Below are 24,943 nucleotides of genomic sequence, written 5' to 3' on the forward strand. Positions count from 1 at the left end.
GAGCGTCGAAATCATCGAGGAATTCGCAACCCACGCCGAGGCTCTCCTACAGCGCCTCGGCGTGTCAAATGTCGGCATCCGTGTCGGAGACGGGTCTCGCGGTCGGCCCGAGCGCGCCCCATTCGACAAGATCCTCGTCACGGCGGCGGCCGAGGAGGCGCCGCCGGCTTTGCTTGAGCAGCTCAAACCAATGGGCCGTCTGGTTCTTCCTTTGGGCTCTGAAGAACAGTTTCTGACTGTCATCGACAAGAATTCGGCAGGACAACTCGAGGCGCGACAACTCATCCCGGTTCGGTTCAGCCGGCTCGAGGCGGTCTAATCTAGGGAAAAACTGAGCGCAAACCACCTGTCGCGAACTTGCACTGTAGATCCGGAAAAGCGAACTGTCGACGCACTTGTCGCATCGAAAGCGGCCACCGGGTGTTAACCGCCGCGAATGGACGTTCGCCAGACGAAATCGGCATGGAGGCGAACCGACTGGGTGCTCGCCGGATCGGCCGCTCTATCGCTCCCGAGCCAGGTGACCGCTTCGCGCGCGATCGCCTCGACCGGCTGCGCGAAGGTCGTTAGCTGATAAGAAGACCAGGCGGCCTGCTCGATATCGTCGAAGCCCGATATGCAGAGCTGATCCGGAATCGAGATCGAGAAATCGTGGCGCGCAGCATCCAGGAAGCCGCAGGCGACCAGGTCCGTCGCACAGAACACCGCATCCGGGCGCTCCCGGCGCGTCATGAGCCGCTGAGCCAGAACACGGCCACTGTCGTAGTTGGTTGGTCCGTACCGCTCCACCATAACCTCAAGGCCCAACGCCTTTGCGGCTGCAACGAAGCCGCGCTCACGTGCCATCAGGCTTGGTGTTCCGGCCGCCGAATTGGCAAAGGCGAGCCGGCGGCAGCCGGCACGGACGAAGGCGGTTACGATGCGGCCCGCTGCCTCCGCATCGTCCAGGTTGATCCTGAACGGCCCCGGCTGCGCGTCGTCGCGATTGATGAGCACGAGGCGCTGACCGTTCTTCAGGCAGAGCTCCGTGATCGACTTGTCCGGCATGCCCGACAGGATGATTGACGCGTCGGCCCGATAACGGATTGCCTGGCGGAGCGCCAGATCGACACTGCCGTCGGACCGGTCCGTATTGATGAGCATGGCGATCTTGCCGGCACCCTGCAGGTGCTGCGTCAAAGCGCGGATCAGGCTGGACCGATAGGGTGTTCCCATATCTGAGACGATGAGGCAGACGATGCCGCTCTCGTTGCGCATGAGGCCACGCGCCAGGTGATTGACGTGATAGCCAAGCGCCTCGGCCGCTTCTAGCACCTTGCGGCGGGTCTCAACCGAAACGCTGGCACCAGGCGTGAAGGTGCGCGAAACGGCCGAGCGGGAGACACCGGCCCGTTCGGCAACCTCCTGGGCGCTGACGAAAGGCTTCTGCAACACGTCCACCTGCTTTCAAATGTGCATGGAGCTTTGCACAGTTTTGCAACTGCGTGCAAGCGCCAGCGCCGTAGCGAGCGTTGAAATAACGCACAATCCTGTTGACACCCCTGATCATGTCATGCAGCATTTGCACGCGCTTGCAAGGCGCCCGGCTGGAGGCGCCGGCACAATCCGGGAGGAAACCATGGGTTCGGTTAGAATGACTGCGGCCGCTGTCGCCGCGGGTGCGACTTTCTTTGCCTATTCCGCACAGGCGAACGGGACGCTCAACCTGATCTGTTCGGCAGACGTCGTGATCTGCGAGCAGCTGGAAGGCGCCTTCGAAAAGGAAACGGGCATTTCGGTGAACATGGTCCGCCTCTCTTCGGGCGAGACCTATGCAAAAGTCCGCGCCGAAGCGCGAAATCCCAAGACCGACATCTGGTGGGCCGGCACAGGCGACCCGCATCTCCAGGCGGCCTCCGAGGGGCTGACGCTTGAATACAAGTCGCCGATGCTCGGTGAATTGAATGACTGGGCGGTCAAGCAGGCCGAAAGCGCCAACTACCGCACGGTCGGCGTCTATGCCGGCGCCCTCGGTTGGGGCTACAATACCGAGCTTTTCAAGCAGAAGAATCTCAAGGAGCCGAAGTGCTGGGCGGACCTCCTCGATGCCTCCTTCAAGGGAGAAATCCAAATCGCCAATCCGAACTCGTCCGGCACGGCCTATACCGCACTTGCGACACTCGTCCAGATCATGGGCGAGGACGAGGCTTTCGACTACTTGAAGAAGCTGAACGCCAACGTCTCGCAATATACGAAGTCCGGATCGGCGCCGGTGAAAGCCGCGGCGCGCGGTGAAACCGCGATCGGCATCGTGTTCATGCATGATGCCGTGGCGCAGGCGGTCGAGGGCTTCCCGGTCAAGGCGGTCGCGCCCTGTGAGGGCACCGGCTACGAGATCGGCTCCATGTCGATCATCAAGGGCGCCAAGAACCTCGACAACGCCAAGAAATGGTACGACTGGGTCCTGTCGGCCAAGGTGCAATCCAGCATGAAGGAGGCGAAATCCTTCCAGATTCCGTCGAACAAATCAGCGGAGGTGCCAAAGGAGGCGCCGAAGCTCGAGGACATCAAGCTGATCGACTACGACTTCAAGACCTATGGCGATCCGGCCAAGCGCAAGGCACTGCTCGAGCGCTGGGACCGGGAGATCGGTGCAAGCGCCAATTGACGACACGCCGCGCCGGCCTGGTGTGACGGCGATTTTCGCCGGCGGCCCTCGCGATTACCTTTAGATACGGGAGGCTGGTCTCCCGTATCGGGCTTGCAACCGCCGATCGATCGCGATGCGCTGGAGCAATGCATGCATCGATCGTCAAAGTCAGCCGCACCAGGAAAGCACCATTGAGGAAACATCCCAATCGCAGATTAGATATCGCCCTGGTGTTGGGGATCGCAGCCTTTGTCGCGCTCCCCTGGTACAGGATCGACGGCGGCTTCTTCGGTCTCGGCTGGCTCGCGAGCTTTCCGGCCGATCCGGCCGCGGCACCCGGCTTCCTTCAGATCGCGACCTACGGTCGGTGGTGGCTCATCGTTCCTGTGCTGCTAATGGGCCTTGCGGCGGCTGCACGGTTCACCGAAGATCCGATGCGGCGCGGCAGCCTGCTCGCTTTTGCCGGCGCCGCCGGCATAGGTTTCCTCGCCCTGCAGGGCCTGGCAATCGGCTTTTCCGGCTGGACCTGGGCGATCAGTGAAGTGCTCTTCGGTCCTCTTGCGGACGGCCAACCCTCCATGGGTGCGGGCGCGGTGCTCGCTTCGCTGATCTTCGTCCTGATCTTCGCCTTCGGCCTTGCCGAACGCGGCGCGATGAAAGGTGACGCCTTCATCGTCGGCGCCATTTCGATCCTCGTTTTCCTTGTCGCGGTTTTCGTCTTCTATCCGATCGGCAGCATGATGGTCGGTGCCTTCCAGGACTTCGATGGGTCATTCAATCCGAATGGTTTCGGCCGCAACATCGTCGATCCGTCGATTTGGAGCCTTGATTGCGTGATCGGCGCTGGACGCTGCGGCGTCGCCTGGCGCACGTTCTGGCTTGCGCTCATGACCGCGAGCGGTTCGACCCTACTGGGGCTTGCCTTCGCTCTGGTCGCGACCCGCACCGGCTTTCGCTTCAAGAAGAGTCTCCGGCTGCTGACCGTCCTCCCGATCATCACACCGCCCTTCGTTATAGGTCTGGTGCTGATCCTGCTCTTCGGCCGCTCCGGCGTTGTCACCGAGGCGGTCTCGGCAGTGCTCGGAATTGAGCCGGGCCGCTGGCTCTACGGTCTCACCGGCATCTGGATCGCTCAGGTTCTCTCGTTCACGCCAATCTCGTTCCTGGTGCTGATCGGGGTCGTCGAGGGCGTCAGCCCGTCGATGGAGGAGGCCTCCCAAACGCTGAAGGCCGATCGCCGGCGCACCTTCTGGCGAATTTCGCTGCCGCTGATGAAACCGGGGCTCGCCAATGCCTTCCTCATCGGCTTCATCGAGAGTATGGCCGATTTCGGCAACCCGCTCGTGCTTGGTGGCAGCCATGGCGTGCTTTCGACCGAGATCTTCTTCGCCGTGGTCGGCTCGCAGAACGATCCATCCCGTGCGGCGGTGCTTGCCATCGTGCTGTTGGGCTTCACGCTGACGGCTTTCCTTGCGCAACGTCTCTGGCTTTCAGGTAAGAACTACGCGACGGTCACCGGCAAGGGCGACAGCGGCGTCCATGCCGCTCTCCCCCACTCGGTCTCGTTCGGCGTCCATGCCCTGGTCATCCCCTGGGCACTGTTCACGCTCGTCGTCTATGGCATGATCCTCGTCGGGGGCTTCGTGAAGACCTGGGGCCTCGACAATTCGCTGACGCTCGAGCACTACGTGCAGGCCTTCTCCGTTGAGTTCCGCGACGGCAGCCTCGCCTGGACCGGGGTGGCCTGGAACTCCTTCTGGACGACGATGGAGATCGCCCTCATCTCGGCGCCGCTCACCGCGGCGGTCGGCCTCCTCACCGCCTACCTGATCGTGCGCCAGAGATTTGCCGGCCGTGAATTCTTCGAATTCGCGCTGATGATGAGTTTTGCGATTCCCGGCACGATCATCGGCATCAGCTACATCATGGCCTTCAACCTGCCGCCGATAGAAATGACCGGCAGCGCCCTGATCCTGATCGCCTGCTTCGTCTTCCGCAACATGCCGGTCGGCGTCCGCGGCGGGGTGGCGGCGATGAGCCAACTCGACCAGAGTCTCGACGAAGCCTCGCTCACGCTCCGCGCCGACAGTTTCCGCACCATACGCAAGATCATCCTGCCGCTCTTGCGTCCGGCGATCACCGCGGCGCTCGTCTATTCCTTCGTTCGTGCCATCACGTCGATCAGCGCCGTGATCTTCCTCGTCAGCGCCGAATACAACATGGCGACCTCCTATATCGTCGGGCTTGTCGAGAATGGCGAATACGGCGTGGCGGTCGCCTATTCCTCGATGCTGATCCTTGTGATGGTCGCCGTCATCGGCGGCTTCCAGCTTCTCGTCGGTGAGCGGCGGCTTCGCCGCGAGAACCGCATCCAGTCCGTCGCAGCCGTACCCGCATCCATCCACCAGGAAAAGACCGCATGACCATCGAAGCTCCCGGTTCCGTCGTCTTCCGCAACGTGCGCAAAGAGTTCGGAGCCTTCACCGCGATCCCTGATCTGTCGCTCACCATCGAACCCGGCACGCTGGTGACGCTACTCGGCCCCTCCGGCTGCGGCAAGACGACGACACTGCGTATGCTGGCCGGGCTCGAGCATCCGACCTCCGGCCGCATCCTGATCGGCGGAAAGGACGTAACGATGCTGCCGGCCAACGAACGTGACGTTTCGATGGTGTTCCAGTCCTACGCGCTGTTCCCGCACATGACGGCCCTCGACAACATTGCCTATGGGCTTGAGTCCTCCGGGATGAAGCGCAGAGAGGCGCGCGAGCGGGCGGAGGCCGGGCTGGCGCTGGTCGGCCTCGCCGGCATGGGCCAGCGGCTGCCGGCCGAGCTCTCCGGCGGTCAGCAGCAGCGCGTCGCGGTTGCCCGCGCGCTGGTCCTCGAACCACAGGTGCTGCTCCTTGATGAGCCGCTCTCGAACCTCGATGCGCGGCTAAGGCGGCGTGTCAGGACAGAGATCCGCGAGTTGCAGCAGCGGCTGGGCTTCACCGCCGTCTACGTCACCCACGATCAGGACGAGGCGCTTGCGGTTTCCGATCGCATCGTCGTCATGAAGGATGGAGGCATCGCCCAGGAAGGCGCGCCGCGCGACCTTTACGAGGCGCCGGCCTCGGCCTTCATCGCCGACTTCATAGGCGAGGCAAATGTCGTTGCCTGCGACATCATCGCCGTCGAAGGTCACGACGCGACGATCCGAGTCGAACAGCTGACGCATAGGGTTCCCGGACGCGACATTCGACCTGGCCCGGCCAAACTCGCGGTCCGGCCGAACGCGATCACCCTGAAGCCGGCCACACACGGCGCCTTTGCCGGGCGGGTGACGCATGCGGCCTATCTCGGCGATCATGTCGAATATGAGGTGAAGACCGCCGCCGGCACGCTTTTCGTCGTCGATCCGGCCGTGGAGCGCGCCATCCGTCCGGCAACGGAAGTGGCGATCGGCTTCAAGGAGCGCGGCATCGCCATCATCAGCGGTTAGCTCAGGAACCGGACGCAAGCAAACGCCCGATCTTCGGGCCCCAACCTCGAAATCAAGGACATCTTCATGACATCACACGTCGTTCCCGGACTCGAAGCCCGGCTCGCACTGGCCGAAACGGTTGGGCGCGAGGCCGGCGCAGTGGCGCTCGACTATTTCAACCGCCGCGAGACGCTGATCGTCGAAACGAAGCGCGACCCGCAGGATGTCGTTTCCATTGCCGACCGCGAGGTGGAAAACCTGATCCGCGAGCGTATCGGCGAGATCTATCCGGACGATGGCGTGCTCGGCGAGGAATATGGTCTATTGACGGGCCGCTCCGGTTTCACCTGGGTTATCGATCCAATTGACGGCACGAGCCCGTTCGTCCACGGCATGCCCAACTGGTGCATCTCGATCGCCGTTCTCCATGACAGCGTGCCGGTGGTGGGTGTCATTGCCGCGCCCTGCCACGGCGAGCTCTACACAGCCGCGCTCGGTCTCGGCGCCCGGTTGAACGGCAAGGTGCTGTCACTCGATGCTTCCCATACAATCCGCAACGCGGTGACCGGCCTTGGCGCCAACAACTACGTGACGCCGGCCTTCGTCGCGAAGATGGTGGAAGACCTGCTGGAGGCCGGCGGCACGTTCATTCGCAACGGCTCCGGTGCGCTGATGCTTGCCTATGTCGCGGCCGGCCGCCTCGTTGGCTATTACGAGCCATATATGCACGCCTGGGACTGCCTTGCCGGCTATTGTCTCGTCCAGGAGGCTGGCGGGTGGTACCTGCCCTTCCCAGTGGAGGGCGAGCGGCTGACGAAAGGCGCGCCCGTTCTCGCCGCCGCGCCCGGCGCGGTCGCAGACCTGCGGAAGCTTGCGGGCGTCTGAAGTAGGCTCACGCAAGGCAATGCAGACAAAGGCCATCATCGGCACCCCGCCACGACTGCAGATGGAATGTCACTTTGGGTCTTGCACCTGAAGCCGGCCATCCAATACTGTGCCACGATCCGCTTTCGCAGCATTCCTAGCTTTTATCCGATTTGATTAATGTGAGGACGCAACAATGAAAGCCTACTTCACTGCAGCCCTGGTGGCTTGGAGCCTGACGTCCAGCGTCGCTTTCGCCGGGGACGGCGCTCTCGCCGATATCAAGCAAGCGGGCGTGATCAAGATCGGCACGACCGGCGATTACAAGCCCTTCAGCTACAAGGGCCCGGATGGCAGCCTGACGGGCGCGGACATCACCATGGCGACGGCGCTGGCGGCGGATCTCGGCGTTAAGCCGGAATTCGTGACTACCACCTGGAAAACCATGCTGGACGACTTCAAGGCAGGCAAGTTCGACATCGCCCTCGGCGGCATCACCGTGAACGCAGCGCGCGCCGAGGTTGGCGATTTCTCGGTTCCGAACGTCACCGACGGCAAACGGCCGATCGCCCGTTGCGAAGACAAGAACAAATACGCGACGCTGGAGGCGATCGACCGGCCCTCCGTGCGGGTAATCGTCAATCCAGGCGGCACCAACGACAAATTTGCCCATCAGCACTTCGATGAGGCGTCGATCGAGGTCTTCCCGGACAACAAGCTCATTTTCGACGAGATCGCATCCGGCAAGGCCGACGTGATGGTAACCGATGGCGTGGAGGTGGATCTGCAATCGAAGCTGCATGCCGGCGTGTTGTGCCCGGTTGCGGTCAAGGAGCCGTTCACGCGTTTCCAGAACGCCTATCTGCTTCGCAAGGACGCGGCTTTAAAGGCGGCTGTCGATGCCTTCATGCGCAAGGAACTGGACAGCGGCGGCTGGAAGAAGAAGCTCGACGCCGCGATGCAATGAGTGACATTCCGTGACCACCTCGCATGCCGTCAATACGCTTTGAGCCATTCGCGTCTGCCGGGGCATCTTGGGCTTCTACAGACGCCGGCCGGCCGTATCGAACCCGTGCAGGCTTTCGCGACGGGCAAAGACCTCGACCTCGTCGCCGAGGCCGATCCGGGAGCGGCCGGCGACCCTGAAAACAAGCGGAGCGCCGCTCGGCAAGCTGCCATGGACATAGCTTTCGGCGCCAACGAGCTCAACGGCGCCGACGCGCACGCGCGCTCTGAAGTGATTGTCGTCCGTTGCGCCGTCCGCCAGACCGATGTCCTCCGGCCGGATGCCGAGTGCCGCGATCCCCGGCTGCTCCGTGATGGCGGAGGGAGCCGACCAATCGGAGGAGCCGCCTTTGATCTCCAGAAGATTCATTGAAGGGGAGCCTATGAAGGTCGCGACGAATGACGTCGCTGGTCTTTCGTAGAGCTCGATCGGTGTGCCGACCTGTTCGATCCTGCCGCCGTTCAGAACAACAAGGCGGTCGGCGAGCGTCATGGCTTCCAGTTGATCATGGGTTACATATACGCTCGTGGTGCCAAGAGCGCGCTGCAATTGCTTGATCTCGACGCGCATCTGGACCCGCAATTTCGCGTCGAGGTTCGACAGAGGTTCGTCGAACAGGAATGCGACGGGTTCACGTACGATCGCCCGTCCCATGGCCACCCGTTGGCGCTGTCCGCCCGAGAGCTGACGCGGTTTCCGCTCCAGGAAGGCCTCTATCTCCAGCGATTTTGCCGCCTTGGCGATCCGCCGCTCGATCTCGTCCCTGGGCGTGTTGCGGTTTTTCAGTCCGTAGGCGAGGTTTTGACGGACCGTCATATGCGGATAGAGCGCATAGTTCTGGAAGACCATGGCAATGTCGCGCTCGGACGGTTCGAGCGTATTGACGACGCGATCGCCGATCGCGATGTCGCCGGATGTGATGCTTTCGAGCCCGGCGATCATCCTCAGCAAGGTCGACTTTCCGCAGCCCGACGGCCCGACCAGCACGATGAACTCGCCGTCGGCTATTGCGAGCGAGACGCCCCGGATGGCATCGACATTGCCGCCATAGGTCTTTTGCACGTCCTTGAGAGTGATCGTCGCCATTATTTCTCCGTTTCAACCAGGCCTTTGACGAACCAACGCTGCATCAGGACAACGACCACGACCGGTGGAATGATCGCCAGGATGGCCGTGACCATGACATAGTTCCAGGGTGTCGAGGCGTCGGCAAAATCGACCATTTTCCTGAGACCTATGATGATCGTGTTCATTCGGCTGTCGTTCGTTACCAGAAGCGGCCAGAGATACTGCGTCCATCCATAGATGAAGAGGATCACGAAGAGGGCTGCGATATTGGTCTTGGACAGCGGCAACAGGATGTCTCGCATGAAGCGGAGCGGACCTGCATTGTCGATGCGCGCCGCCTCCACGAGCTCGGCCGGGATCGTCAGGAAGAACTGCCGGAACAGAAAGGTCGCCGTTGCCGATGCCATCAAGGGCAGGGTCAGGCCGGCATAGGTATCGATCAGGCCGAGGTCGACGATCACCTTGTAGGTCGGCAGGATGCGGACCTCCACCGGCAGCATGAGGGTGATGAAGATCATCCAGAAAAAGGTCATGCGCAGCGGGAAGCGGAAGAACACGATCGCGAAGGCCGACAGGAAAGAGATCACGATCTTGCCGAGCGCGATGGCGATGGCCACGACGAATGTATTGAACAAGAGCCGTTCCAGGCTGACACCGACGACACGCTCGACACCGCCTGAAAGTGCCTCGCCGTAGTTTTCGGCGAGCCGTCCGCCCAGTTCCAGCGGCATTGGCGGACGGACGATCTCCGTCGATGTCAGGCTCGAGGCGACGAAGGTGTAGTAGATCGGAAAGACGACGATGATGATGCCCAGAATGAGCATCAGGTGACCGATGAGATTGGAAATCGGGCGCTTTTCAATCATCGGCGATCCTATCCATAGTGGACCCGCCTTTCGACGAAGCGGAACTGGAAGGCAGTGAGGGCGACGACGATCGCCATCAGGATGACGGATTGCGCAGCCGAAGTTCCGAGGTTCAGATTGACGAAGCCGTCGTTGTAGACCTTGTAGACCAGCGTTTCGGTGGCCTTTGCCGGCCCTCCGCCAGTGACGGAGTGAATGATGCCGAAAGTATCGAAGAAGGCGTAGACGGTGTTGACGACGAGGAGGAAGAATGTCGTCGGCGCGAGCAGCGGGAAGACGATCGTCCAGAAGCGCCGGGTGCCGCGCGCCCCGTCGATCGCGGCCGCTTCGATCAGTGATTTCGGTATGGCCTGGAGCCCGGCGACGAAGAAAAGGAAATTGTAGCTGATCTGTTTCCAGGCGGCTGCAACGACGATGAGGATCATGGCGTGATTGCCATTCAGCAAGGGATCCCAGTAGAAGCCGTTGCGGCGCAGGATATAGGCAAATGTGCCCATCGCCGGATTGAACATGAAGAGCCACAACATGCCCGCGACCGCCGGCGCGACCGCATAGGGCCAGATCAGCAAGGTTCGATAGAAGGTCTGGCCACGCACGACGCGGTCGGCAGCCGTTGCCAGAAGCAAAGCGAGGCCCATCGACAGGAGCGCGGTCAGGACGCTGAAGATCACCGTTACCTGCAGCGAGTTCAGATAGCTGTCGTCCGAGAGTACGGCACTGAAGTTAGCGAGCCCGACGAAACCGCTCTTCAATCCGAAGGGATCTTCGCGCATAACGGACTGGTAAAGCGCCTGGCTTGCCGGCCAGAAGAAGAAGACGATCGTCAGCACGATCTGTGGAGCAACCAAGATGTAAGGCAGGATCTTGTTCGGAAAAACGACGCGCTGCACAGGCAATCTCCTTTAACCAACCGAAGCCGCCCGCGGTCCTCGGACCGCAGGCAACTTCTGATCGATCAGTTGCTGATTGCTGCTGCAATTGCCGCATTGCCGCGCTCGACTGCCTTGTCGAGCGTCGTTTTTGCATCCTGTTGCCCGGCGAGCATCGCCTCGAATTCCTCATTGAGGATGTCGCGCACCTGCGGCAGGTTGACGAGCCGAACCCCCTTTGAGTTCTCGGTCGGCGCCTTGCCCGTCATCTGCAGGATCGGCGTTTCGCGGCCGGGGTTTTTCTCGTAGAAGCCGGACTTCTTCGTTTCCTCGTAGGCGGCCATCGTCACCGGCACGTAGCCGGAGACCTGATGCAGCTTGGCCTGGACTTTCGTCTGTGACAGAAAATTGAAGAACTCGGCGACCCCCTTGTATTCCTCGTCCGTTTTGCCGGCGAAGACCCAGAGGCTGGCGCCGCCCGGGATCGTATTCTGCGGCCCGTGACCTTCGTAATAGGGCAATTGGCCGATGCCGTAATTCACCCCGCTCTTGATGATGTCGCCGAGACCACCGGACGATTCCGTCATGATGGCGCATTCACCGGACGTGAAGAGTTGCTTGGCCTCGGACGTGCGCCCGCCGTAGCGGAAGACGCCATCCTTGGCGAGATCGGCGATCTGCTGGAAATGCTCGACATAGAGCGGCGCATTGATCGCAAGCTTCACGTCAGTGCCGCCGAGGCCGTTTTCATTGGTGCCATACGAGACGTTATTCCATGCGGCGAAGTTCTCCGTCTGGATCCAGGTCAGCCAGGTGGAGGTCAGGCCGCAGGCGGCGGCACCGCTCGTCTTGATCTTCTTCGCGGCCTCGAAGACCTCCGGCCAGGTCTTGGGCGGGCTGCCGGCGTCGAGCCCTGCCTTCTGGAAGGCATCCTTGTTGTAATAGAGGATCGGCGAAGAGGAGTTGTATGGGAAGGACAGCATCGTCCCGTCCGGCTTCGAGTAATAGGAGACGATGCCAGGCATGTATTGCGATTTATCGAAGGTGAAGCCGCCTTTTTGCAGCACCTCCATCGCCGGCACGATAGCGCCCTCGGCAGCCATCATCGTGCCGCTGCCGGCGTCGAAGACCTGGATGATTGTCGGCGGCTGCTTCGATCGGAAGGCCGCGATTCCGGCGTTCAATGTTTCGGGATAGGTGCCCTTGAACACGGGCACCACCTTGTAGGTGCTTTGGCTCTCGTTGAACTCCTTGGCGATCTGCTCGATCATTTCGTTATTAGCGCCGGTCATTGCGTGCCACCACTGCAATTCGGTGGCAGCCTGGGCCTGAAACGCGAATCCGCCAAAGACGGCCATTGTCGTGGAAATTGCAATCAATCGCATAAACTTCTCCTCCCTTGTGCTCAGCCACACCCCCACTGCTCGCCAACGCTCCCCCGCCTTCGAGCGAACAGTCCGCATTCCTCCAAAACAGTGGTCGCGATCGGACACATCCATCCACACCCACCGTGGGTGCAAATAGGGTGCGGTCGACTTATGTCGAGGGGGCGCTCCGCGACCCGATCTTACGCGCATGACGTGAGAAGACAGAGTCGGGACTGGCCAAAATGCGCGTTCACCTGGGGCCATGTCAGTGCGGCCCTAGCGTCGCATCGGATGTCCGATCTTCGACCGGCGACCAAAGGAGAAATTCGGACACCCAAAGCGGACGTGACGCGTCGGCGCAGTCCGCCTGGCGAGACGCGCGATTAAGCAGGAACGTACGTCAACCTAATCACGTCCTCGCCAACGTTATCGGTGGAAACAAGGCGGAGCGGTGGCCGCGGGCCGGCGAAGAATGGCTTGCCGCGACCAAGCACGACGGGGTGGAAGTACAGTCGATACTCATCAATAAGACCAAGGTCGGTTAGGCTTCGTGCTAGATCTGGTCCGGAAACTGCAATCTCCCCAACGAGCCGAGCCCTCAGGCCGCGTATCAACGCCTCGATGTCATTCTCGACCAGTGTGGCGTTGGGGCCGACCGACTTCAACGAGCGCGACACGACCCACTTCGGTTGGCGCCGCCACGCCGCCGCGAACTCGCGTTGCTCCGCACTCCACTCAGGACGGTCTTCGTCCCAATAGCGCATGATCTCGTACATGCGGCGACCGTACACACTGCCCGTCAGGTCGCGCACGTGCTCTATCCAGTGACGAAAGAGCGCGGGACTTGGCGCAAATTCCTGGTGGTCGACATAGCCGTCCAGGGACTGGTTCATTCCGAAGACGATCTTCGCCATGCTGCAAAATCTCCACTCCAGGGTATTCAGAGTAGCTTGAGGCGACACTACGCAAAAGTGAGATTGGGAATAAACTGCGCGAGCCGACAATAACGTTGACGTCGCCGGCATCGGAAATGCCGAGCATGCCGATCCCAAGCTTCCGGCAGGTCATTCTCTCGAGCCGCGAGGCGGGTCGCGCCCTGTTGCTCGGACATCGCCCGCTCGACGCGAGCTTTGCCGACAACATCGTGGCGATCGCGCTGGAAGTCGTATCGAGCGCCTAGCGACGGGTAAGAGCTACCCAACCGACTGCAGTTCCCGTTGATGCATGATGCGATTTTCGAGACGCAGAACGAAAACTCCTTCGTGGCGCGCCGGGCTTCAGAGGCTCATAGAGGCACGGGGGCTCTCGACCTTCTCGGACGTCGAGGGGAGCAGGCCGAGTTCCTTCAGGGTCACGGACCAAGGCAGTTACCTCGACGAGACGCACGCAACCGGAATAGGTGGAGTTCAGGGTGAATGCCCTTCTGGGTAACTTCCCCTGCCTGAGTCTTACACGTCCGGTGTCATAGCCATGTCATGTTCCGGTGATGTTTATCAAGGTGCCTAAGTTCGTCAGAATGGCGGCTCGTCGCTGGGTAAATGATGCTGAACTTGTTCGTCGCCGCCGGTGCATTCCTGGCCATCAATGTGTTCAGCCTGATGATTGCGGGCTGGCGTATCTGGCCTTGTCTTGGCCCTCAGCCCAGGACACCGTATCGGCCACCTGTCTCTGTCGTGATCCCGCTCTGCGGCCTCGAGGAGTTTTCCCGGGAAACGCTCGAGAGCGCGTTCGGCTTGGATTGGCCGGACTACGAAGTCATCTTCTGCGTCGCTGACGCAAAGGATGCGGTCATCCCATTGATCGAGGAAGTGCGTCAGCGCCACCCAGCCATTGCCGCCACAATTCTTGTCGGGGACGACCGGATCAGCGCCAATCCCAAGCTGAACAACTGCGTGAAGGGCTGGAATGCGGCTTCGCATGAATGGTTGGTTCTCGCCGACTCGAACGTTCTCATGCCGCGCGATTATCTCATTCGTCTGATGGCGGCGTGGCAGTCGGATACGGGGCTGGTATGCTCGACCCCGCTTGGTTCACGGCCGTACGGCTTTTGGGCGGAGGTCGAATGTGCATTCCTCAACGCCCACCAGGCGCGCTGGCAATATGCCGGCGAAGCCCTTGGGTTCGGGTTTGCTCAGGGCAAAAGCATGCTCTGGCGCAAAAGCATGCTGGACGCCCATGGCGGCATTCAGGCACTGGCGTCGCAGATCGCCGAGGATGCGGCCGCGACGAAACTCGTGAGAAGCCTCGGCTTGAAAGTGCATCTGGTTTCCGCGCCGTTCGAACAGCCGCTGGGTACCAGGACATTTCGTGATGTCTGGGGTCGGCAGTGCCGTTGGGCGCGGTTGCGCCGCGTCACCTTTCCTCAGTTCTTCTCGCCAGAAATCCTGCTTGGCGTGGTGCCGCCCCTTCTGCTGTCTGTGATCGCTGCCATTGTTGCAGGTCACAGCGTGCTGGCCATCGCCGCCCTTGTCGCAATCGCCGCCTACCTGCCGGAACTCGTCCTCGTCCATCGGAAGAACTGGTATCTTTCCCGATGGTCACTCATCGCCATGTTCACGCGCGACCTGTTGCTCCCGATCATCTGGGTCCGCAGCTGGCTTGCAGGCAGCGCCGATTGGCGCGGCAACAGAATGTCGATCGGCTCGCAGGAATCCCGGCTTGAAACAGGCGCGCTCCTGCCGCTGGCGAGTCCTTCGTAGCAAACCGGCACTGGTGGATAGAAAGCCGCTTGAGAACGCCCGCCCCTTATCGCTCTCAGGCTTTCGGCATGCCCTCCGGCCTTAAGTGCTTCTTCAGCGCAGCAATGCGGAAGATGGCGTTGGCGGCACCGTAGCCGCGATAGCCGCGCCGTTCGATGATCTCGAAAAAGAACCCTTCGCCATAGGTGGGGCTGTAGAGCTGGAAATATTCGCCGCTGTTGTCGCGGTCATAGAGGATGTTTTCGGCCTTCAGCCGCTCGACCAGTTCGGTCTCGAGGCCGAAACGGGCCTCGACGTCGTCATAGTAGTTCGGCGAGATCGGCAGCACCCGAAAACCGTCCGCCCGCAGCGCTTGCGCTGTCGCGAAGATGTCGTCCGTCGCAAAGGCGAGATGCTGCACGCCGGAGCCGAATGTTTCGGCGATGAAGCGGCCGGCGAGCGTGTTGCGGTTTTCCGCGCCGTTCAGCGTCAGGCGCAGCGTGCCGGCGTCGTTTTCGACGACCTGGCTGCGGACGATGCCGGCCGGATCGATGATGTCGACCATCGGCGTCTTCCGCGCGTCGAGCAACGACGTGTAGAAGAGTAGCCAAGTCAGCAACTCTTCGTATTTCACCGTCTGGGCGATGTGATCGATGCAGGTGAGGCCCGCCGCCACCGCCGAGTCGTCGTCGTTCACCGGTTCGAATTCGAGCTCCCAGATCCTGGTAAGCTCGGTTTTTTCGTCGAGAAAATAGATGAGGCCGCCGCCGACGCCGCGGATCGCCGGTACCATCAGTTCCCCCGGGCCGACGGCCTGCTCGAAAGGTTCGGCGCCAAGCGCCCGCGCTCTTTCCGTAGTCGCGGCCGCATCGTCGACCAGAAGGCCAAAGGCATAGGCGGAAGCACCGTGCACCAGATAGGAAGCGTTGGCGAAACCTTCGCGCTCGGTGTTGATCACCAGGTTGATCGAGCCCTGGCGGTAGACCAGCACCTGTTTCGTCCGGTGCCGCGCCGCCTTGCGGAAGCCAATCGTTCGGATCAGCGCTTCGAGCTCGCTCGCTTCCTCTTCCGAGGCGGTGAACTCCACGAAGGCCACGCCCTTCACATCGACGCGCGGGGGCATCGCCGGGACCGGCAGACGGATATCCGGTTCGGCGCGCTTGACCTGGTCGCCGAGATAGATCAGCGAGCGATAGCCGTCGACGGCGATCGCATTGGCGTTGCCGCCGCGAAACTGGTCGTTGAAGATTTCGAGCGACAGATAGCCATCATAGCCAGTGGCCGCCACCGCGCTGGTGAAATCGGTCACCGGAAGGTCGCCTTCGCCCGGCATGTTGCGGAAGTGCCGGCTCCAATAGAGCAGGTCCATGTCGATCAGCGGCGCATCGGCGAGCTGGACGATGAAGATCTTCTCCTTGGGGATCGAACGGATCGAATTCACTTCGATCTTGCGTGACAGCGTGTGGAAGCTGTCGAGGATCAGGCCGATATTCGGATGATCGGCGCGCCGGACGATCTCCCAGGCGTCGCGGTGATCCGAGATGTGGCGGCCCCAGGCGAGCGCCTCGTAGCCGACGCGCAGGCCCCTTTTTGCAGCGCGTTCGCCGAGCTCGCGAAAATCCGCGGCGGCCCGGTCGATGCCGCCGAGTGCTGCCGGCGAGACATTCGAGCAGACGAGAACGAGGTCGGTGCCGAGCTCTTGCATCAGGTCGAACTTGCGCTCGGCCCGGTCGAAGGTGCGCGTCCTCAACGGTTCCGGCATGCCTTCGAAGTCCCGGAAGGGCTGGAACAGGCTGATCTCCAGGCCGAAGTCACGCACCATCCGGCCGACCTCGCGCGGGCTCTCGTCGAAAGCGAGGAAGTCGTTCTCGAAAATCTCGACGCCGTCGAAACCGGCCTTGGCGATGGCGCGGAGCTTGTCGCTGAGATCGCCGCTCAAGGAAACTGTCGCTATCGAGGTCTTCATCTTCCTATCCTAGCTGGTGAGCCTGAGCAGATCCGGCATGAGATTCGTCAGCCGGTCATCGCCTTGAAATGGTCGAGCATGCGAGCCGCATCGGGTTCGAGCCCGGAAAACAGGCGAAAGGCGCCGACCGCCTGGAACACCGCCATGCCACCGCCGTCGAGCGTGCGGCAGCCGAGTCGTCTCGCTTCCTTGAGCAGCGCCGTTTCCAGCGGGAAATAGACGATCTCGGCGATCCAGTGGCGCGAGGAAAGCAGCTCGGCGTCGAGCGGCAGCCCCGGATATTTCGCCATGCCGGTCGGCGTGGCATGGATGAGCCCTGTCGCCTCTCGCATCGCCGCAGCCAGATCTCTGCCCGACGCGATTTCGGCTTCGGGGAAGAGCGGCGACAGCATTTCGGCGAGTGCTTCGGCCCGTTCCGGCTCGCGGTCGAACACGACAAGCTGGCGCAGGCCGAGCGAAAGTGCGGCATAGGCGGTCGCCACGCCGGCGCCGCCGGCGCCGAGTTGCACGGTAGAAGAGAGGTCGGCGTCCGGCAGGCCCCGCCGGAATCCTTCGGCGAAGCCCCACCAATCGGTATTGTGGCCATAGCGCCGCCCGCCCTTCAGCACCACGGTGTTGACGGCGCCGAGCCGGCGTGCGTCGGGGGCAAGCTCGTCCAGATGGGCGATGACCGCCTGCTTGCAGGGATGGGTGATGTTTAGGCCGGCAAGCCCGCGGCCCTGCGCATCGGCGATGAGACGCGGCAGGTCGTCTTCGGTTGCGCTCAGCGCCTGCAGGTCGATCAGCTCGTAGTCGTAGCTAAGCCCCTGGGCCGCGCCCTCGGCCATGTGCATCGCCGGGGTCAGCGAGGCCTGGATGCCGGCGCCGATCAGACCGGCCTTCAAGGGTCTTGCAAGCGTTTCGGTCATGTTTTCGGGTTCCACTTTATCCATCCCGTCGCTGGTCCGGTCCGCCCCGTGAAGAGGCGGACCGGAAGCTTGGCTGGCCGTTACTGGCCGCGTGCCGCAGCGATCTCCTTGAAGAGCGCCTGCACCGTTTCGGTGCCGATTTCGGCGCTGAACTTCTCGATCACCGGCTTGACGGCATCGCGCAGCTTCTGCGTTTCTTCCGGGCTCAGCTCGCTGATTTCCATGCCGGTTTTCTTGATTTCCTCGATGGCCTTCGCATCCTGTTCGCGCGAAACCTTGCGTTGGAAGTCGCGCGCCTCGGTGGCGGCCGACTGCAGGACGGCCTTTTCCTCGTCGTTCAGCCCATCCCAGAACTTCTTGCTGACCAGAACGATCTGCGGATTGTACTGGTGGCGGGTCAGCGTCATGTATTTCTGCACTTCGTAGAACTTCGCGTTGAGGATGTTCGCGGCCGGGTTCTCCTGCCCATCGACCGTTCCCGTCTCGAGCGCGGTGTAGAGTTCGGTGTAGGGCAGCGGCACGGCATTGGCGCCGAGCGTGTTGAAGAGCTCGAGCGGGATCGGCGACTGGATCGTGCGTATCTTCAGGCCCTTGATGTCATCGAGCTTGGTGACCGGATGGCGATTGTTGGTGAGGTTGCGGAAGCCGAGCTCCCAATAGCCGAGCCCGACAAGGCCGGTATCGGGCAGAAGCTTGAGGAGGCTCTGGCCGAAGGGGCCGTCCATCACCTTGTCGGCTTCCTCGCCGCTGTTGAAGAGGAAGGGAAGGTCGACCACGCCGAACTGCTTGACGTTGTTGGCGAGGATGCCGGCGTTCAGCACGGTCATCTCGACGACGCCGCCCTGCAGCGCCGAAACGGTCTGGACGTCGCCGCCGAGCGTGCCGCCCGGGAAGAGCTTGACTTCGATCTTGCCGCCGCTCTTTTCATTGACCAGCTCGGCGAATTTTTCCATGCCGGTCACCTGCGGGTGACCCTTGTTGTTGGCCGAAGCGAATTTCAGCTGATGCTCGCGGATCTCCGCAGCCGCTGGCCCTGCCGTCAGCAGAACGAGGGGCAGGGCAATGCCCAGTGCCAGTTTGGTGAATCTATTCAACATGTTTTTCCTCCCGGGTTGGGCCGGTACTCCCACCGGCCGTGTTGAAAGCGTGAAAGTCAGCGCGTCAGTGCCCGAACCAGGAGACCGGAACGGTCACCAGCTCAGGGAACAGGACGAGCAGGAAAAGGACGATCAGTTCGGCGATCAGGAAGGGCATCACGCCCTTCATCAGGTCTTCCATCGATAGTTTCGAAACGCCGCAGATAACGTTCAGGACCGTGCCGACCGGCGGCGTGATGAGACCGATCGAATTGTTGATGATGAACAGCACGCCGAAATAGACCGGGTCGATGCCAGCCTGCTTGATGATCGGCATCAATACCGGCGTCATCACCAGGATGGTCGGCGTCATGTCCATGGCGGTGCCGACGACGACGATCAGCGCCATGATGGCGATGAGCAGGGCCGTCTGGTTGTCCATCAGCGGTTCGACGAGGGCGGCGAGCGCGCCTGGCACGTCGGCGACGGTGATCAGCCAGGCCGAGACCGCGGCGCAGGCGACCAGGAACATGACGACGGCGGTGATCTTGGCGGCGGCGACAAAGACGTGGAAGAGCTTTGCCGGCGGCAACTCGCGATAGACCACCATCGCGACGAATAGCGAATAGACTGCGGCCACGACGCCCGCTTCGGTCGGCGTGAAGACGCCGAACTTCAGGCCGACGATGATGATCACCGGTAGGAGAAGCGCCCAGATGCTGTCGGTGAAGGCCTTAAGGCGCACCGCGCCGCTCTCTCTAGGCGGCAGTTCGAACTGCTCCTTGCGGGCGACGATGAACCAGGTGATGCACAGCGCCGCGGCGATCATCAGCCCGGGAAAGATGCCGGCGAGGAACAGCTTGGTGATCGAGACGCCGCCGACGACGCCGTAGAGAATGAAGCCGATCGACGGCGGAATGATCGGGCCGATGATCGAGGCAGACGCCAGCAGGCCGCCGGCGCGGGCCGCGTCGTGGCCGCTCTTCAGCATCATCGGCAGAAGCAGCGCGCCGAGTGCCGCCGCATCGGCGACGGCCGAGCCGGAGAGGCTGGAGAGAATGCAGGCGGCGAAGATCGCCACGAAGCCGAGGCCGCCGCGGATGTGGCCGACCATCGCCATCGCCAGAGCGACGATGCGGCGGGAAAGACCACCGGTGTTCATCACTTCGCCGGCGAGCAGGAAGAAGGGCACGGCCATCAGCGGAAAGCTGTCGGCGCCGTTCAACACATTCTGCGCCACGATCTGCGCGTCGAAGAGATCAAGATAGAACATCAGCGCGACGCCGCTGAGGACCAGGGCGAAAGCGATCGGCACGCCGAGCGCCATGGGACCGAGAAGCGCGCCAAGAAAGATCGAAACTGTCATCGTCGCCTCCTCAGTGCTTCGCAGGCAGCGGGCCGAGCGCGGGCTCGGGAAGATCGTCGAGGGCGACCTCGTCCTCGCTGTCGCGCACCAGTTCGGCGGTCGCCACATCGATGCGGCCGGTGGCGATGGCGAAGGCATCGGAAAGCAGGATCAGGAAGGCCGGAATGCCGAAGGCGAGGCCGGCGCCATAGAAGAAGCCCATGGAGAGGCCGGTCGCCGGCGCGCCGACATGAAGGTTGATCATCGTCTGCGCCCAGCTGCCGCTGATCATCAGCCATGTCGCATAGATCATCAGCGCATGCCCTAAGAGCACGGCGACTTTTGCGCCGAGCGGCGGCAGCCGCTTGATCAGCGTATCGACGCCGAGATGGCCGTGTTCGCGCATGGCGACGACGGCGCCGAGAAAGGTCAGCCAGACGAAGAAGATGCGCGACAGCTCCTCGGAAACCGTGATTCCCTGGTTGAAGGCGTAGCGCAGGACGACATTGCCGAAGACGAGCACGACCATGCCGGCCAGCAGCAGGGCGATCGTCACCTTCAGCGCGAAGAAATAGAAATCGATGATGCGGGTCATGCGCTCCTCCCAAGCGACACGCGAGCCCCGACGGACGTGCTTGCGCGAGCTTGTCTCCCCATGCCGGCCTATCCGGCGGCCGGAACAGCGCGCTCCTCCGCGTGCCCGGCAATATTTCTCTAAAATGTACTAACTAGTTCGGATGTCAAGCTGCCTTCTATTGAAAGCAAGAGGGAAGGTGAATATGTCTTGATGCATCGCCCGGGAGAGAGGCCTCCGGACCGACCCGCAAAAGCGGGCATTTGGGTCGACGAAACAAGGGCTTGTGAAAGAGCGGGGCAGCGCGCGCAGATGGCCGAACGGCAGATGAATGGCAGGAAGAACGATCCGCAGAGAACCCAGGAAGACATTCTCGATGTGGCGACTGAGGAGTTCTCCACCCATGGCCTGGCGGGCGCCCGGGTCGATGCCATTGCGGAGCGGACCCGCACCTCGAAGCGTATGATCTACTATTACTTCGGCAGCAAGGAGGCCCTCTATCTCGCCGTGCTGGAGCGCTCCTACCGCAAGATCCGGACCCTCGAGGCCGATCTGGCCCTTGCCAATCTCCCGCCCGAAAACGCGCTCCGGACGCTGATCGCCACGACCTTCGACCATGACGAGGCCAATCCCGACTTCGTCCGCTTGGTTAGCATCGAGAACATCCACCACGCCGCCCACATGCTGCGCTCGGAGGCGATCCGCGAATTGAACGTCTCGGTGATCCAGACGATCGACGCGATCGTCCAGCGCGGCCTTGCCGACGGCACCTTCTGCCGCAAGGCCGATCCGATCGACATTCACATGATGATCAGTGCCTTCTGCTTCTTCCGCGTCTCGAACCGCTACACCTTCGGCACGATCTTCCGCCGCGACCTTTCGGAGCCGGCGACGTTGGAGCGCCATCGGACGATGATTGCCGATGCGGTGGTGAGCTATTTGAAGGGTGGGGAGACGGTGGGCGCGGCGGGGCGTCCATAGGACAGGTACGGTTGCTCGACAGGTTGGCGTCGATGCGCGGAGCAGAACTGATAAAACACAAGGTGTTCTAAGCCGTCGCGGGCAACCGCTGCAGCGCTCGCCCGCGACGGGACGTGGGTTAGGCTGCTGCCTCGAATCGCAGTTCGCCTTTGTTCAGGAAGCAGGTCTTGTTAAACACCTGCAAATCCAAGGGGTTCGGTAGCCGGACATCGCGAACATCCGGGCACGGCTTCGTCAAAGGGTCGTATGATCGATCGATCTGCGAAATAAAGACAAAGATCAGCCCGCGATCCGACGCAAACGCTTTCAGCGCTCGAACCTGCTGCGCCAATTCGGGGTTTTCACGTCTCTGATCAAGCAGCTGCAGATAGTCTACGACGACCAAAGTGCCGCGGGGCGCTGACGCCAGTTTCTCCATGATGTAATCGGCCCTTATTGCGTCCGAGCAGTCGAATTCAAACAGCGCTTCGCATTGGGCGTACTCCACCCCAATGGCGCGGAAACGCTCGAGAACGTCCTCTCTTGTGTACTCGAGCGTGAAGAATGCGGCCCGATTGCCGGCTTTCATTGCTTCCACGGCAAGTTCAAGGCTCATCAGGGTCTTGCCTTGACCGGGGCGCGCGGCCAAGAGCATCAGATCACCAGGCTTCAATCGAGCAAGCAGCTTGCCGGCCGGACTGGACGCTGACAGTTTGGACGCAAGAAGGCTCCAATCGTTGTAGCCCTCCTGGAGAGCTACGCGGTCAAGCGCTGCATGGAGCGGGATGTTCTCATCGCGCGATAGGCGTTTGGCTTTGCGCTTCAAATGGTAAATCGGCGCAGACAGCTTCATCTGTAACCTCCTGGTGCGAGCTATTTTCGCAATCCCTCCTTATGCCTGATGCTCGACAGTCGGCTCGATGGCTTCGATTGCCCTGTATGAGGTCTACTTTCCCGAGCGGAGGGGGGAGGCGTGGGCCGCGCGCGAATCGAATAATAGCGCAGCCCATGGCAGACGGGAATCGCCCCTGCGCGATACAAGCGCAAGGTTCGCGGCAGATACGCGGCAGATACCAAGCGGACAGCAAAGCTACATTGCCACCGGGGCGGCTTCTTCCTTATAGTCCCGGTACTATGTACAAGACGTTCGTCGCGGCGCGGGAGGACCGGCCTGGGGAAGCTTGGCTATCGCGTTTTGTCGCTGGCCGGGCCGAGGCCGAGAGCTGGTATTTTGGCCAAGCCGTGGCATCGACCCCAAGTGCAAAGGAGTGTCGTGCCGCTCTCCAGCAGCACATGCCGGAACTGCTTCCTCATTATGACCACGCTTGTACCCTCGTCGGAGCGGATGAGGTCGCTCATCGGGTGCTGAGCCATTATCGCCCTGCGCCGGAACGCTTTGGCTGTAGTCAGGCAGTCTGGCTCGGAGAGGAAGGCCCCGCACTGGTCCGCAATTTCGACTATCCGCCTAATATCGTCTCTGATCGCTTCGAGATGACTGAATGGTCAGGCTTGAAGGTGATTTCGAAGGCGCAGCGACCTTGGGGCGGTTGCCTCGACGGGATGAACGAGGAAGGTCTGGTCGCCAGTGTGACCTTAGGAGGAAGCCGTGCTCAGGGCGTCGGTTTCTCGATCATTCTCATGCTCCGTTACGTGCTCGAGACTTGTCATCAAGTGAAGCAGGCGGTGGAAGCCTTGTGCCGTATACCCGTGGCGCTTCCGCAGAACGTGACCGTGCTTGATCGCTCCGGCCGCTACGCTACCCTGTTCCTCGGCCCCCGGCAGCAACCGATCGTTTCGCGCCTGAAGGCATGTACGAACCATCAGCCGGCCGTAAGACCGTCATCGTCCTCGATGACGCGGCAGCTCGCGGTTCTCGAAGCGATCGAAGATCCTTCAACGTCCCTTTTCAGTCTGACTGACCGATTTCTTCTGGCGCCGCTTTATTCCGGGCGTGGCTCTTACCGAACGCTCTACACGGCCGTCTACCGGCCTGCTGAAGGCCGGGTGGACTATATCTGGCCGGGGAAAAGCTGGTGCCAATCCTTCAATGACTTCCGAGTAGGCGAGTACACACACTGCTATGGCTGATGTGCTGGGGACATGCAGTCGCGCGGGGCGAGGGCCGCGGCGAGGGCGGCTGCCAGCATCAACCCTGCCGCCGCCAAGGGCAGGATGGAAAAAACAGTCTCGGCATAAGCCGCGCCGAAGCCGAGCGTGCCGGCGAAGAGGGCGAGATAGGTGACGCCGCTGTTGAGCCCCATGATCGCGCCGCGTCTGGCGGGATCGAGCGCGGTCAGCCGAATGATGAGCACGTTCAGCCCAAAATGGTTGGCAAGCCCCCAGAGAAAGACGACTGCCAGCATGGCAGGATAGGAGCCGCTCGCCGCCGCCATCGAAACATAAACGGCCGCGACGGCCAGGAAGATGAGCGGCAGCAGCCTGCCGGCGTCGAACCGGTCGATCAGGCGGTCGAGGAAGGCTGCGCCGCCGAAGCCTAATCCGTAGGAGACCGCAACGAGGCCGTTGGCGCTGACGGGCAGGCCGAGTGCTGCATGGAGATGGTCGCCGATATAGGCGTAGACGCCGTAGAAGGCCGCCATGAAGGCCGCGCAGGCAGCCAGAAGGGGCACGACACCGCGGACGCCGAGCGCCGCAAGCGGAGAAGTCGCCTTGCCGCCTGAGTGCTCCCGCACCGCGGCGAGCCGGACGGCGGCGCAGGCGATCAGCGTCGCGGCGGCAACTGCGACATAGACTGTCCGCCAGCCGGCGAAATCTGCGATCGCCGCCGACAGTGGGACACCGGCGACCATGCTCAGCGTCCAGCCGGTCAGCACCAGGCCGATCGTCTCGCTCTCGCGCCCCGCCGGCGCGATGACCGATGCCAGCGTATAGATGGCGGGAAGCGCGATGCCTGCGGCGATGCCGACGAAGAGCTGGGCGGCGACCAGCAGCCACAGCGCCGGTGCGGCCGCGCTGATGCCGATCCCGACGGCAAGAAGCAGCAGCGCCGCCGTGAGCATGCGACGCGGACCGTGGCGGTCGATGAGGCGCCCAAGGAAGACGGCACTCGCTGCGGTGCCGAGACCGAAGGCGGCGGAAGCCGTCATCACCGCAGGAACGTCCGTGCTAAGACTCCGAGCCACTTCCGGCGCGATCGGCCCGAGCGCCAGCGAATTGGAGCCGATCACGCCGATCGAGGCGGTCAGCACGAAGGCGAAGGGCGGGATGCGCGCCCTGTCGGCGGAAATGGTTAAAGTGGATTGATTGATGTTCGTCATTACTGCATATTTGCAGAACTTAATTC

General features: G+C 62.0%; 22 protein-coding genes and 1 pseudogene. 10 read left to right on the forward strand and 13 right to left on the reverse strand.

The genetic code is table 11. The features are described 5' to 3' along the window. A pseudogene (locus CO676_RS15690) lies at window positions 1-319 on the forward strand (protein-L-isoaspartate O-methyltransferase); the annotation flags it as partial. A gap of 104 nt (window positions 320-423) precedes the next feature. Here the strand turns inward: CO676_RS15690 and CO676_RS15695 are convergent. Continuing rightward, on the reverse strand, window positions 424-1,434 hold the full coding sequence (locus tag CO676_RS15695) for a substrate-binding domain-containing protein (RefSeq protein ID WP_097521884.1): 1,011 nt from the start codon (window positions 1,432-1,434) through the stop codon (window positions 424-426). Window positions 1,435-1,618: 184 nt separating this feature from the next. On the opposite strand from CO676_RS15695, the gene CO676_RS15700 reads away from it, so the two are divergent. The 5 genes from CO676_RS15700 to CO676_RS15720 all read left to right on the forward strand — a co-directional run bounded on the left by CO676_RS15700 (window position 1,619) and on the right by CO676_RS15720 (window position 7,923). After that, window positions 1,619-2,647 (forward strand): ABC transporter substrate-binding protein, encoded by a 1,029-nt coding sequence (locus CO676_RS15700; protein WP_097521752.1) that lies wholly within the window; start codon window positions 1,619-1,621, stop codon window positions 2,645-2,647. Window positions 2,648-2,775: 128 nt separating this feature from the next. After that, window positions 2,776-5,052 (forward strand): iron ABC transporter permease, encoded by a 2,277-nt coding sequence (locus tag CO676_RS15705; protein WP_179875498.1) that lies wholly within the window; start codon window positions 2,776-2,778, stop codon window positions 5,050-5,052. Next, window positions 5,049-6,110, forward strand: coding sequence for an ABC transporter ATP-binding protein (locus CO676_RS15710; protein ID WP_097521753.1), 1,062 nt, complete (start codon window positions 5,049-5,051; stop codon window positions 6,108-6,110). The genes CO676_RS15705 and CO676_RS15710 overlap by 4 nt, the downstream gene beginning before the upstream one ends. Before the next feature lie 66 nt (window positions 6,111-6,176). Further along, complete coding sequence (locus tag CO676_RS15715) at window positions 6,177-6,977, forward strand: inositol monophosphatase family protein (protein ID WP_097521754.1); 801 nt, start codon at window positions 6,177-6,179, stop codon at window positions 6,975-6,977. A 175-nt stretch (window positions 6,978-7,152) separates the two neighbouring features. Next, complete coding sequence (locus CO676_RS15720) at window positions 7,153-7,923, forward strand: transporter substrate-binding domain-containing protein (RefSeq protein WP_097521755.1); 771 nt, start codon at window positions 7,153-7,155, stop codon at window positions 7,921-7,923. A 75-nt stretch (window positions 7,924-7,998) separates the two neighbouring features. Here the strand turns inward: CO676_RS15720 and CO676_RS15725 are convergent, their stop codons facing one another. From CO676_RS15725 to CO676_RS15745, 5 genes are all read right to left on the reverse strand, one after another. Further along, on the reverse strand, window positions 7,999-9,048 hold the full coding sequence (locus CO676_RS15725; RefSeq protein ID WP_097521756.1) for a sn-glycerol-3-phosphate import ATP-binding protein UgpC: 1,050 nt from the start codon (window positions 9,046-9,048) through the stop codon (window positions 7,999-8,001). Beyond that, entirely contained in the window at window positions 9,048-9,896 is an 849-nt protein-coding gene (ugpE, locus tag CO676_RS15730; protein ID WP_097521757.1) for a sn-glycerol-3-phosphate ABC transporter permease UgpE, read from the reverse strand. Before ugpE ends, CO676_RS15725 begins: the two co-directional genes overlap by 1 nt. Window positions 9,897-9,904: 8 nt before the next feature. After that, complete coding sequence (gene ugpA / locus CO676_RS15735; RefSeq protein ID WP_014762970.1) at window positions 9,905-10,786, reverse strand: sn-glycerol-3-phosphate ABC transporter permease UgpA; 882 nt, start codon at window positions 10,784-10,786, stop codon at window positions 9,905-9,907. 65 nt (window positions 10,787-10,851) lie between these two features. Next, a complete protein-coding gene (gene ugpB, locus CO676_RS15740) occupies window positions 10,852-12,150 on the reverse strand; it encodes a sn-glycerol-3-phosphate ABC transporter substrate-binding protein UgpB (RefSeq protein WP_097521758.1) in 1,299 nt (432 codons plus the stop codon). 365 nt (window positions 12,151-12,515) lie between these two features. Then, the gene (locus tag CO676_RS15745) at window positions 12,516-13,046 is read right to left on the reverse strand and encodes a dihydrofolate reductase family protein (protein ID WP_097521759.1); all 531 of its coding nucleotides are present in this window, start codon (window positions 13,044-13,046) and stop codon (window positions 12,516-12,518) included. A gap of 125 nt (window positions 13,047-13,171) precedes the next feature. Between CO676_RS15745 and CO676_RS34565 the strand changes: the two genes are divergently transcribed. Further along, window positions 13,172-13,312, forward strand: coding sequence for a hypothetical protein (locus tag CO676_RS34565; RefSeq protein ID WP_245424329.1), 141 nt, complete (start codon window positions 13,172-13,174; stop codon window positions 13,310-13,312). Window positions 13,313-13,673: 361 nt separating this feature from the next. Then, the gene (locus tag CO676_RS15750; protein WP_097521886.1) at window positions 13,674-14,831 is read left to right on the forward strand and encodes a ceramide glucosyltransferase; all 1,158 of its coding nucleotides are present in this window, start codon (window positions 13,674-13,676) and stop codon (window positions 14,829-14,831) included. Window positions 14,832-14,886: 55 nt separating this feature from the next. On the opposite strand, the gene CO676_RS15755 is transcribed toward CO676_RS15750, so the two are convergent. The 5 genes from CO676_RS15755 to CO676_RS15775 all read right to left on the reverse strand — a co-directional run bounded on the left by CO676_RS15755 (window position 14,887) and on the right by CO676_RS15775 (window position 20,700). Next, complete coding sequence (locus CO676_RS15755; protein WP_097521760.1) at window positions 14,887-16,776, reverse strand: sugar phosphate isomerase/epimerase and 4-hydroxyphenylpyruvate domain-containing protein; 1,890 nt, start codon at window positions 16,774-16,776, stop codon at window positions 14,887-14,889. Between the two features lie 47 nt (window positions 16,777-16,823). Continuing rightward, on the reverse strand, window positions 16,824-17,684 hold the full coding sequence (locus CO676_RS15760) for a shikimate dehydrogenase (protein WP_097521887.1): 861 nt from the start codon (window positions 17,682-17,684) through the stop codon (window positions 16,824-16,826). Window positions 17,685-17,764: 80 nt separating this feature from the next. Further along, a complete protein-coding gene (locus CO676_RS15765; RefSeq protein ID WP_097521761.1) occupies window positions 17,765-18,781 on the reverse strand; it encodes a TRAP transporter substrate-binding protein in 1,017 nt (338 codons plus the stop codon). 64 nt (window positions 18,782-18,845) lie between these two features. Next, on the reverse strand, window positions 18,846-20,126 hold the full coding sequence (locus CO676_RS15770; RefSeq protein WP_097521762.1) for a TRAP transporter large permease subunit: 1,281 nt from the start codon (window positions 20,124-20,126) through the stop codon (window positions 18,846-18,848). Between the two features lie 10 nt (window positions 20,127-20,136). Next, window positions 20,137-20,700, reverse strand: coding sequence for a TRAP transporter small permease (locus CO676_RS15775; protein ID WP_097521763.1), 564 nt, complete (start codon window positions 20,698-20,700; stop codon window positions 20,137-20,139). Between the two features lie 291 nt (window positions 20,701-20,991). On the opposite strand from CO676_RS15775, the gene CO676_RS15780 reads away from it, so the two are divergent. Beyond that, window positions 20,992-21,660, forward strand: a complete 669-nt coding sequence (locus CO676_RS15780) for a TetR family transcriptional regulator (RefSeq protein WP_097521764.1) — start codon at window positions 20,992-20,994, stop codon at window positions 21,658-21,660. Window positions 21,661-21,778: 118 nt separating this feature from the next. Here the strand turns inward: CO676_RS15780 and CO676_RS15785 are convergent, their stop codons facing one another. Continuing rightward, on the reverse strand, window positions 21,779-22,492 hold the full coding sequence (locus CO676_RS15785; protein WP_097521765.1) for a DNA helicase: 714 nt from the start codon (window positions 22,490-22,492) through the stop codon (window positions 21,779-21,781). Window positions 22,493-22,773: 281 nt separating this feature from the next. On the opposite strand from CO676_RS15785, the gene CO676_RS15790 reads away from it, so the two are divergent. Next, a complete protein-coding gene (locus CO676_RS15790) occupies window positions 22,774-23,727 on the forward strand; it encodes a C45 family autoproteolytic acyltransferase/hydolase (protein WP_097521766.1) in 954 nt (317 codons plus the stop codon). Here CO676_RS15790 and CO676_RS15795 read toward each other — a convergent pair. After that, window positions 23,718-24,917 carry an MFS transporter gene (locus CO676_RS15795; protein ID WP_097521767.1) on the reverse strand — a complete coding sequence of 400 codons (1,200 nt, stop codon included), beginning with the start codon at window positions 24,915-24,917 and terminating at the stop codon, window positions 23,718-23,720. The genes CO676_RS15790 and CO676_RS15795 overlap by 10 nt on opposite strands. Between the last annotated feature and the right edge of the window lie 26 nt (window positions 24,918-24,943).

The sequence above is a fragment of the Sinorhizobium sp. BJ1 genome (assembly GCF_002531555.1).
Classification (GTDB): Bacteria; Pseudomonadota; Alphaproteobacteria; order Rhizobiales; family Rhizobiaceae; genus Sinorhizobium; species Sinorhizobium fredii_B.

What these genes read in the sequence shown, in the direction of transcription:
- CO676_RS15700 (WP_097521752.1), top strand. Translation starts at nt 1,619, where the DNA reads ATGGGTTCGGTTAGAATGACTGCGGCCGCTGTCGCCGCGGGTGCGACT.
- CO676_RS15705 (WP_179875498.1), top strand. Translation starts at nt 2,776, where the DNA reads ATGCATGCATCGATCGTCAAAGTCAGCCGCACCAGGAAAGCACCATTG.
- CO676_RS15710 (WP_097521753.1), top strand. Translation starts at nt 5,049, where the DNA reads ATGACCATCGAAGCTCCCGGTTCCGTCGTCTTCCGCAACGTGCGCAAA.
- CO676_RS15715 (WP_097521754.1), top strand. Translation starts at nt 6,177, where the DNA reads ATGACATCACACGTCGTTCCCGGACTCGAAGCCCGGCTCGCACTGGCC.
- CO676_RS15720 (WP_097521755.1), top strand. Translation starts at nt 7,153, where the DNA reads ATGAAAGCCTACTTCACTGCAGCCCTGGTGGCTTGGAGCCTGACGTCC.
- CO676_RS15725 (WP_097521756.1), bottom strand. Translation starts at nt 9,048, where the DNA reads ATGGCGACGATCACTCTCAAGGACGTGCAAAAGACCTATGGCGGCAAT.
- ugpE (WP_097521757.1), bottom strand. Translation starts at nt 9,896, where the DNA reads ATGATTGAAAAGCGCCCGATTTCCAATCTCATCGGTCACCTGATGCTC.
- ugpB (WP_097521758.1), bottom strand. Translation starts at nt 12,150, where the DNA reads ATGCGATTGATTGCAATTTCCACGACAATGGCCGTCTTTGGCGGATTC.
- CO676_RS15745 (WP_097521759.1), bottom strand. Translation starts at nt 13,046, where the DNA reads ATGGCGAAGATCGTCTTCGGAATGAACCAGTCCCTGGACGGCTATGTC.
- CO676_RS34565 (WP_245424329.1), top strand. Translation starts at nt 13,172, where the DNA reads ATGCCGATCCCAAGCTTCCGGCAGGTCATTCTCTCGAGCCGCGAGGCG.
- CO676_RS15750 (WP_097521886.1), top strand. Translation starts at nt 13,674, where the DNA reads ATGCTGAACTTGTTCGTCGCCGCCGGTGCATTCCTGGCCATCAATGTG.
- CO676_RS15755 (WP_097521760.1), bottom strand. Translation starts at nt 16,776, where the DNA reads ATGAAGACCTCGATAGCGACAGTTTCCTTGAGCGGCGATCTCAGCGAC.
- CO676_RS15760 (WP_097521887.1), bottom strand. Translation starts at nt 17,684, where the DNA reads ATGACCGAAACGCTTGCAAGACCCTTGAAGGCCGGTCTGATCGGCGCC.
- CO676_RS15765 (WP_097521761.1), bottom strand. Translation starts at nt 18,781, where the DNA reads ATGTTGAATAGATTCACCAAACTGGCACTGGGCATTGCCCTGCCCCTC.
- CO676_RS15770 (WP_097521762.1), bottom strand. Translation starts at nt 20,126, where the DNA reads ATGACAGTTTCGATCTTTCTTGGCGCGCTTCTCGGTCCCATGGCGCTC.
- CO676_RS15775 (WP_097521763.1), bottom strand. Translation starts at nt 20,700, where the DNA reads ATGACCCGCATCATCGATTTCTATTTCTTCGCGCTGAAGGTGACGATC.
- CO676_RS15780 (WP_097521764.1), top strand. Translation starts at nt 20,992, where the DNA reads ATGGCCGAACGGCAGATGAATGGCAGGAAGAACGATCCGCAGAGAACC.
- CO676_RS15785 (WP_097521765.1), bottom strand. Translation starts at nt 22,492, where the DNA reads ATGAAGCTGTCTGCGCCGATTTACCATTTGAAGCGCAAAGCCAAACGC.
- CO676_RS15790 (WP_097521766.1), top strand. Translation starts at nt 22,774, where the DNA reads ATGTACAAGACGTTCGTCGCGGCGCGGGAGGACCGGCCTGGGGAAGCT.
- CO676_RS15795 (WP_097521767.1), bottom strand. Translation starts at nt 24,917, where the DNA reads ATGACGAACATCAATCAATCCACTTTAACCATTTCCGCCGACAGGGCG.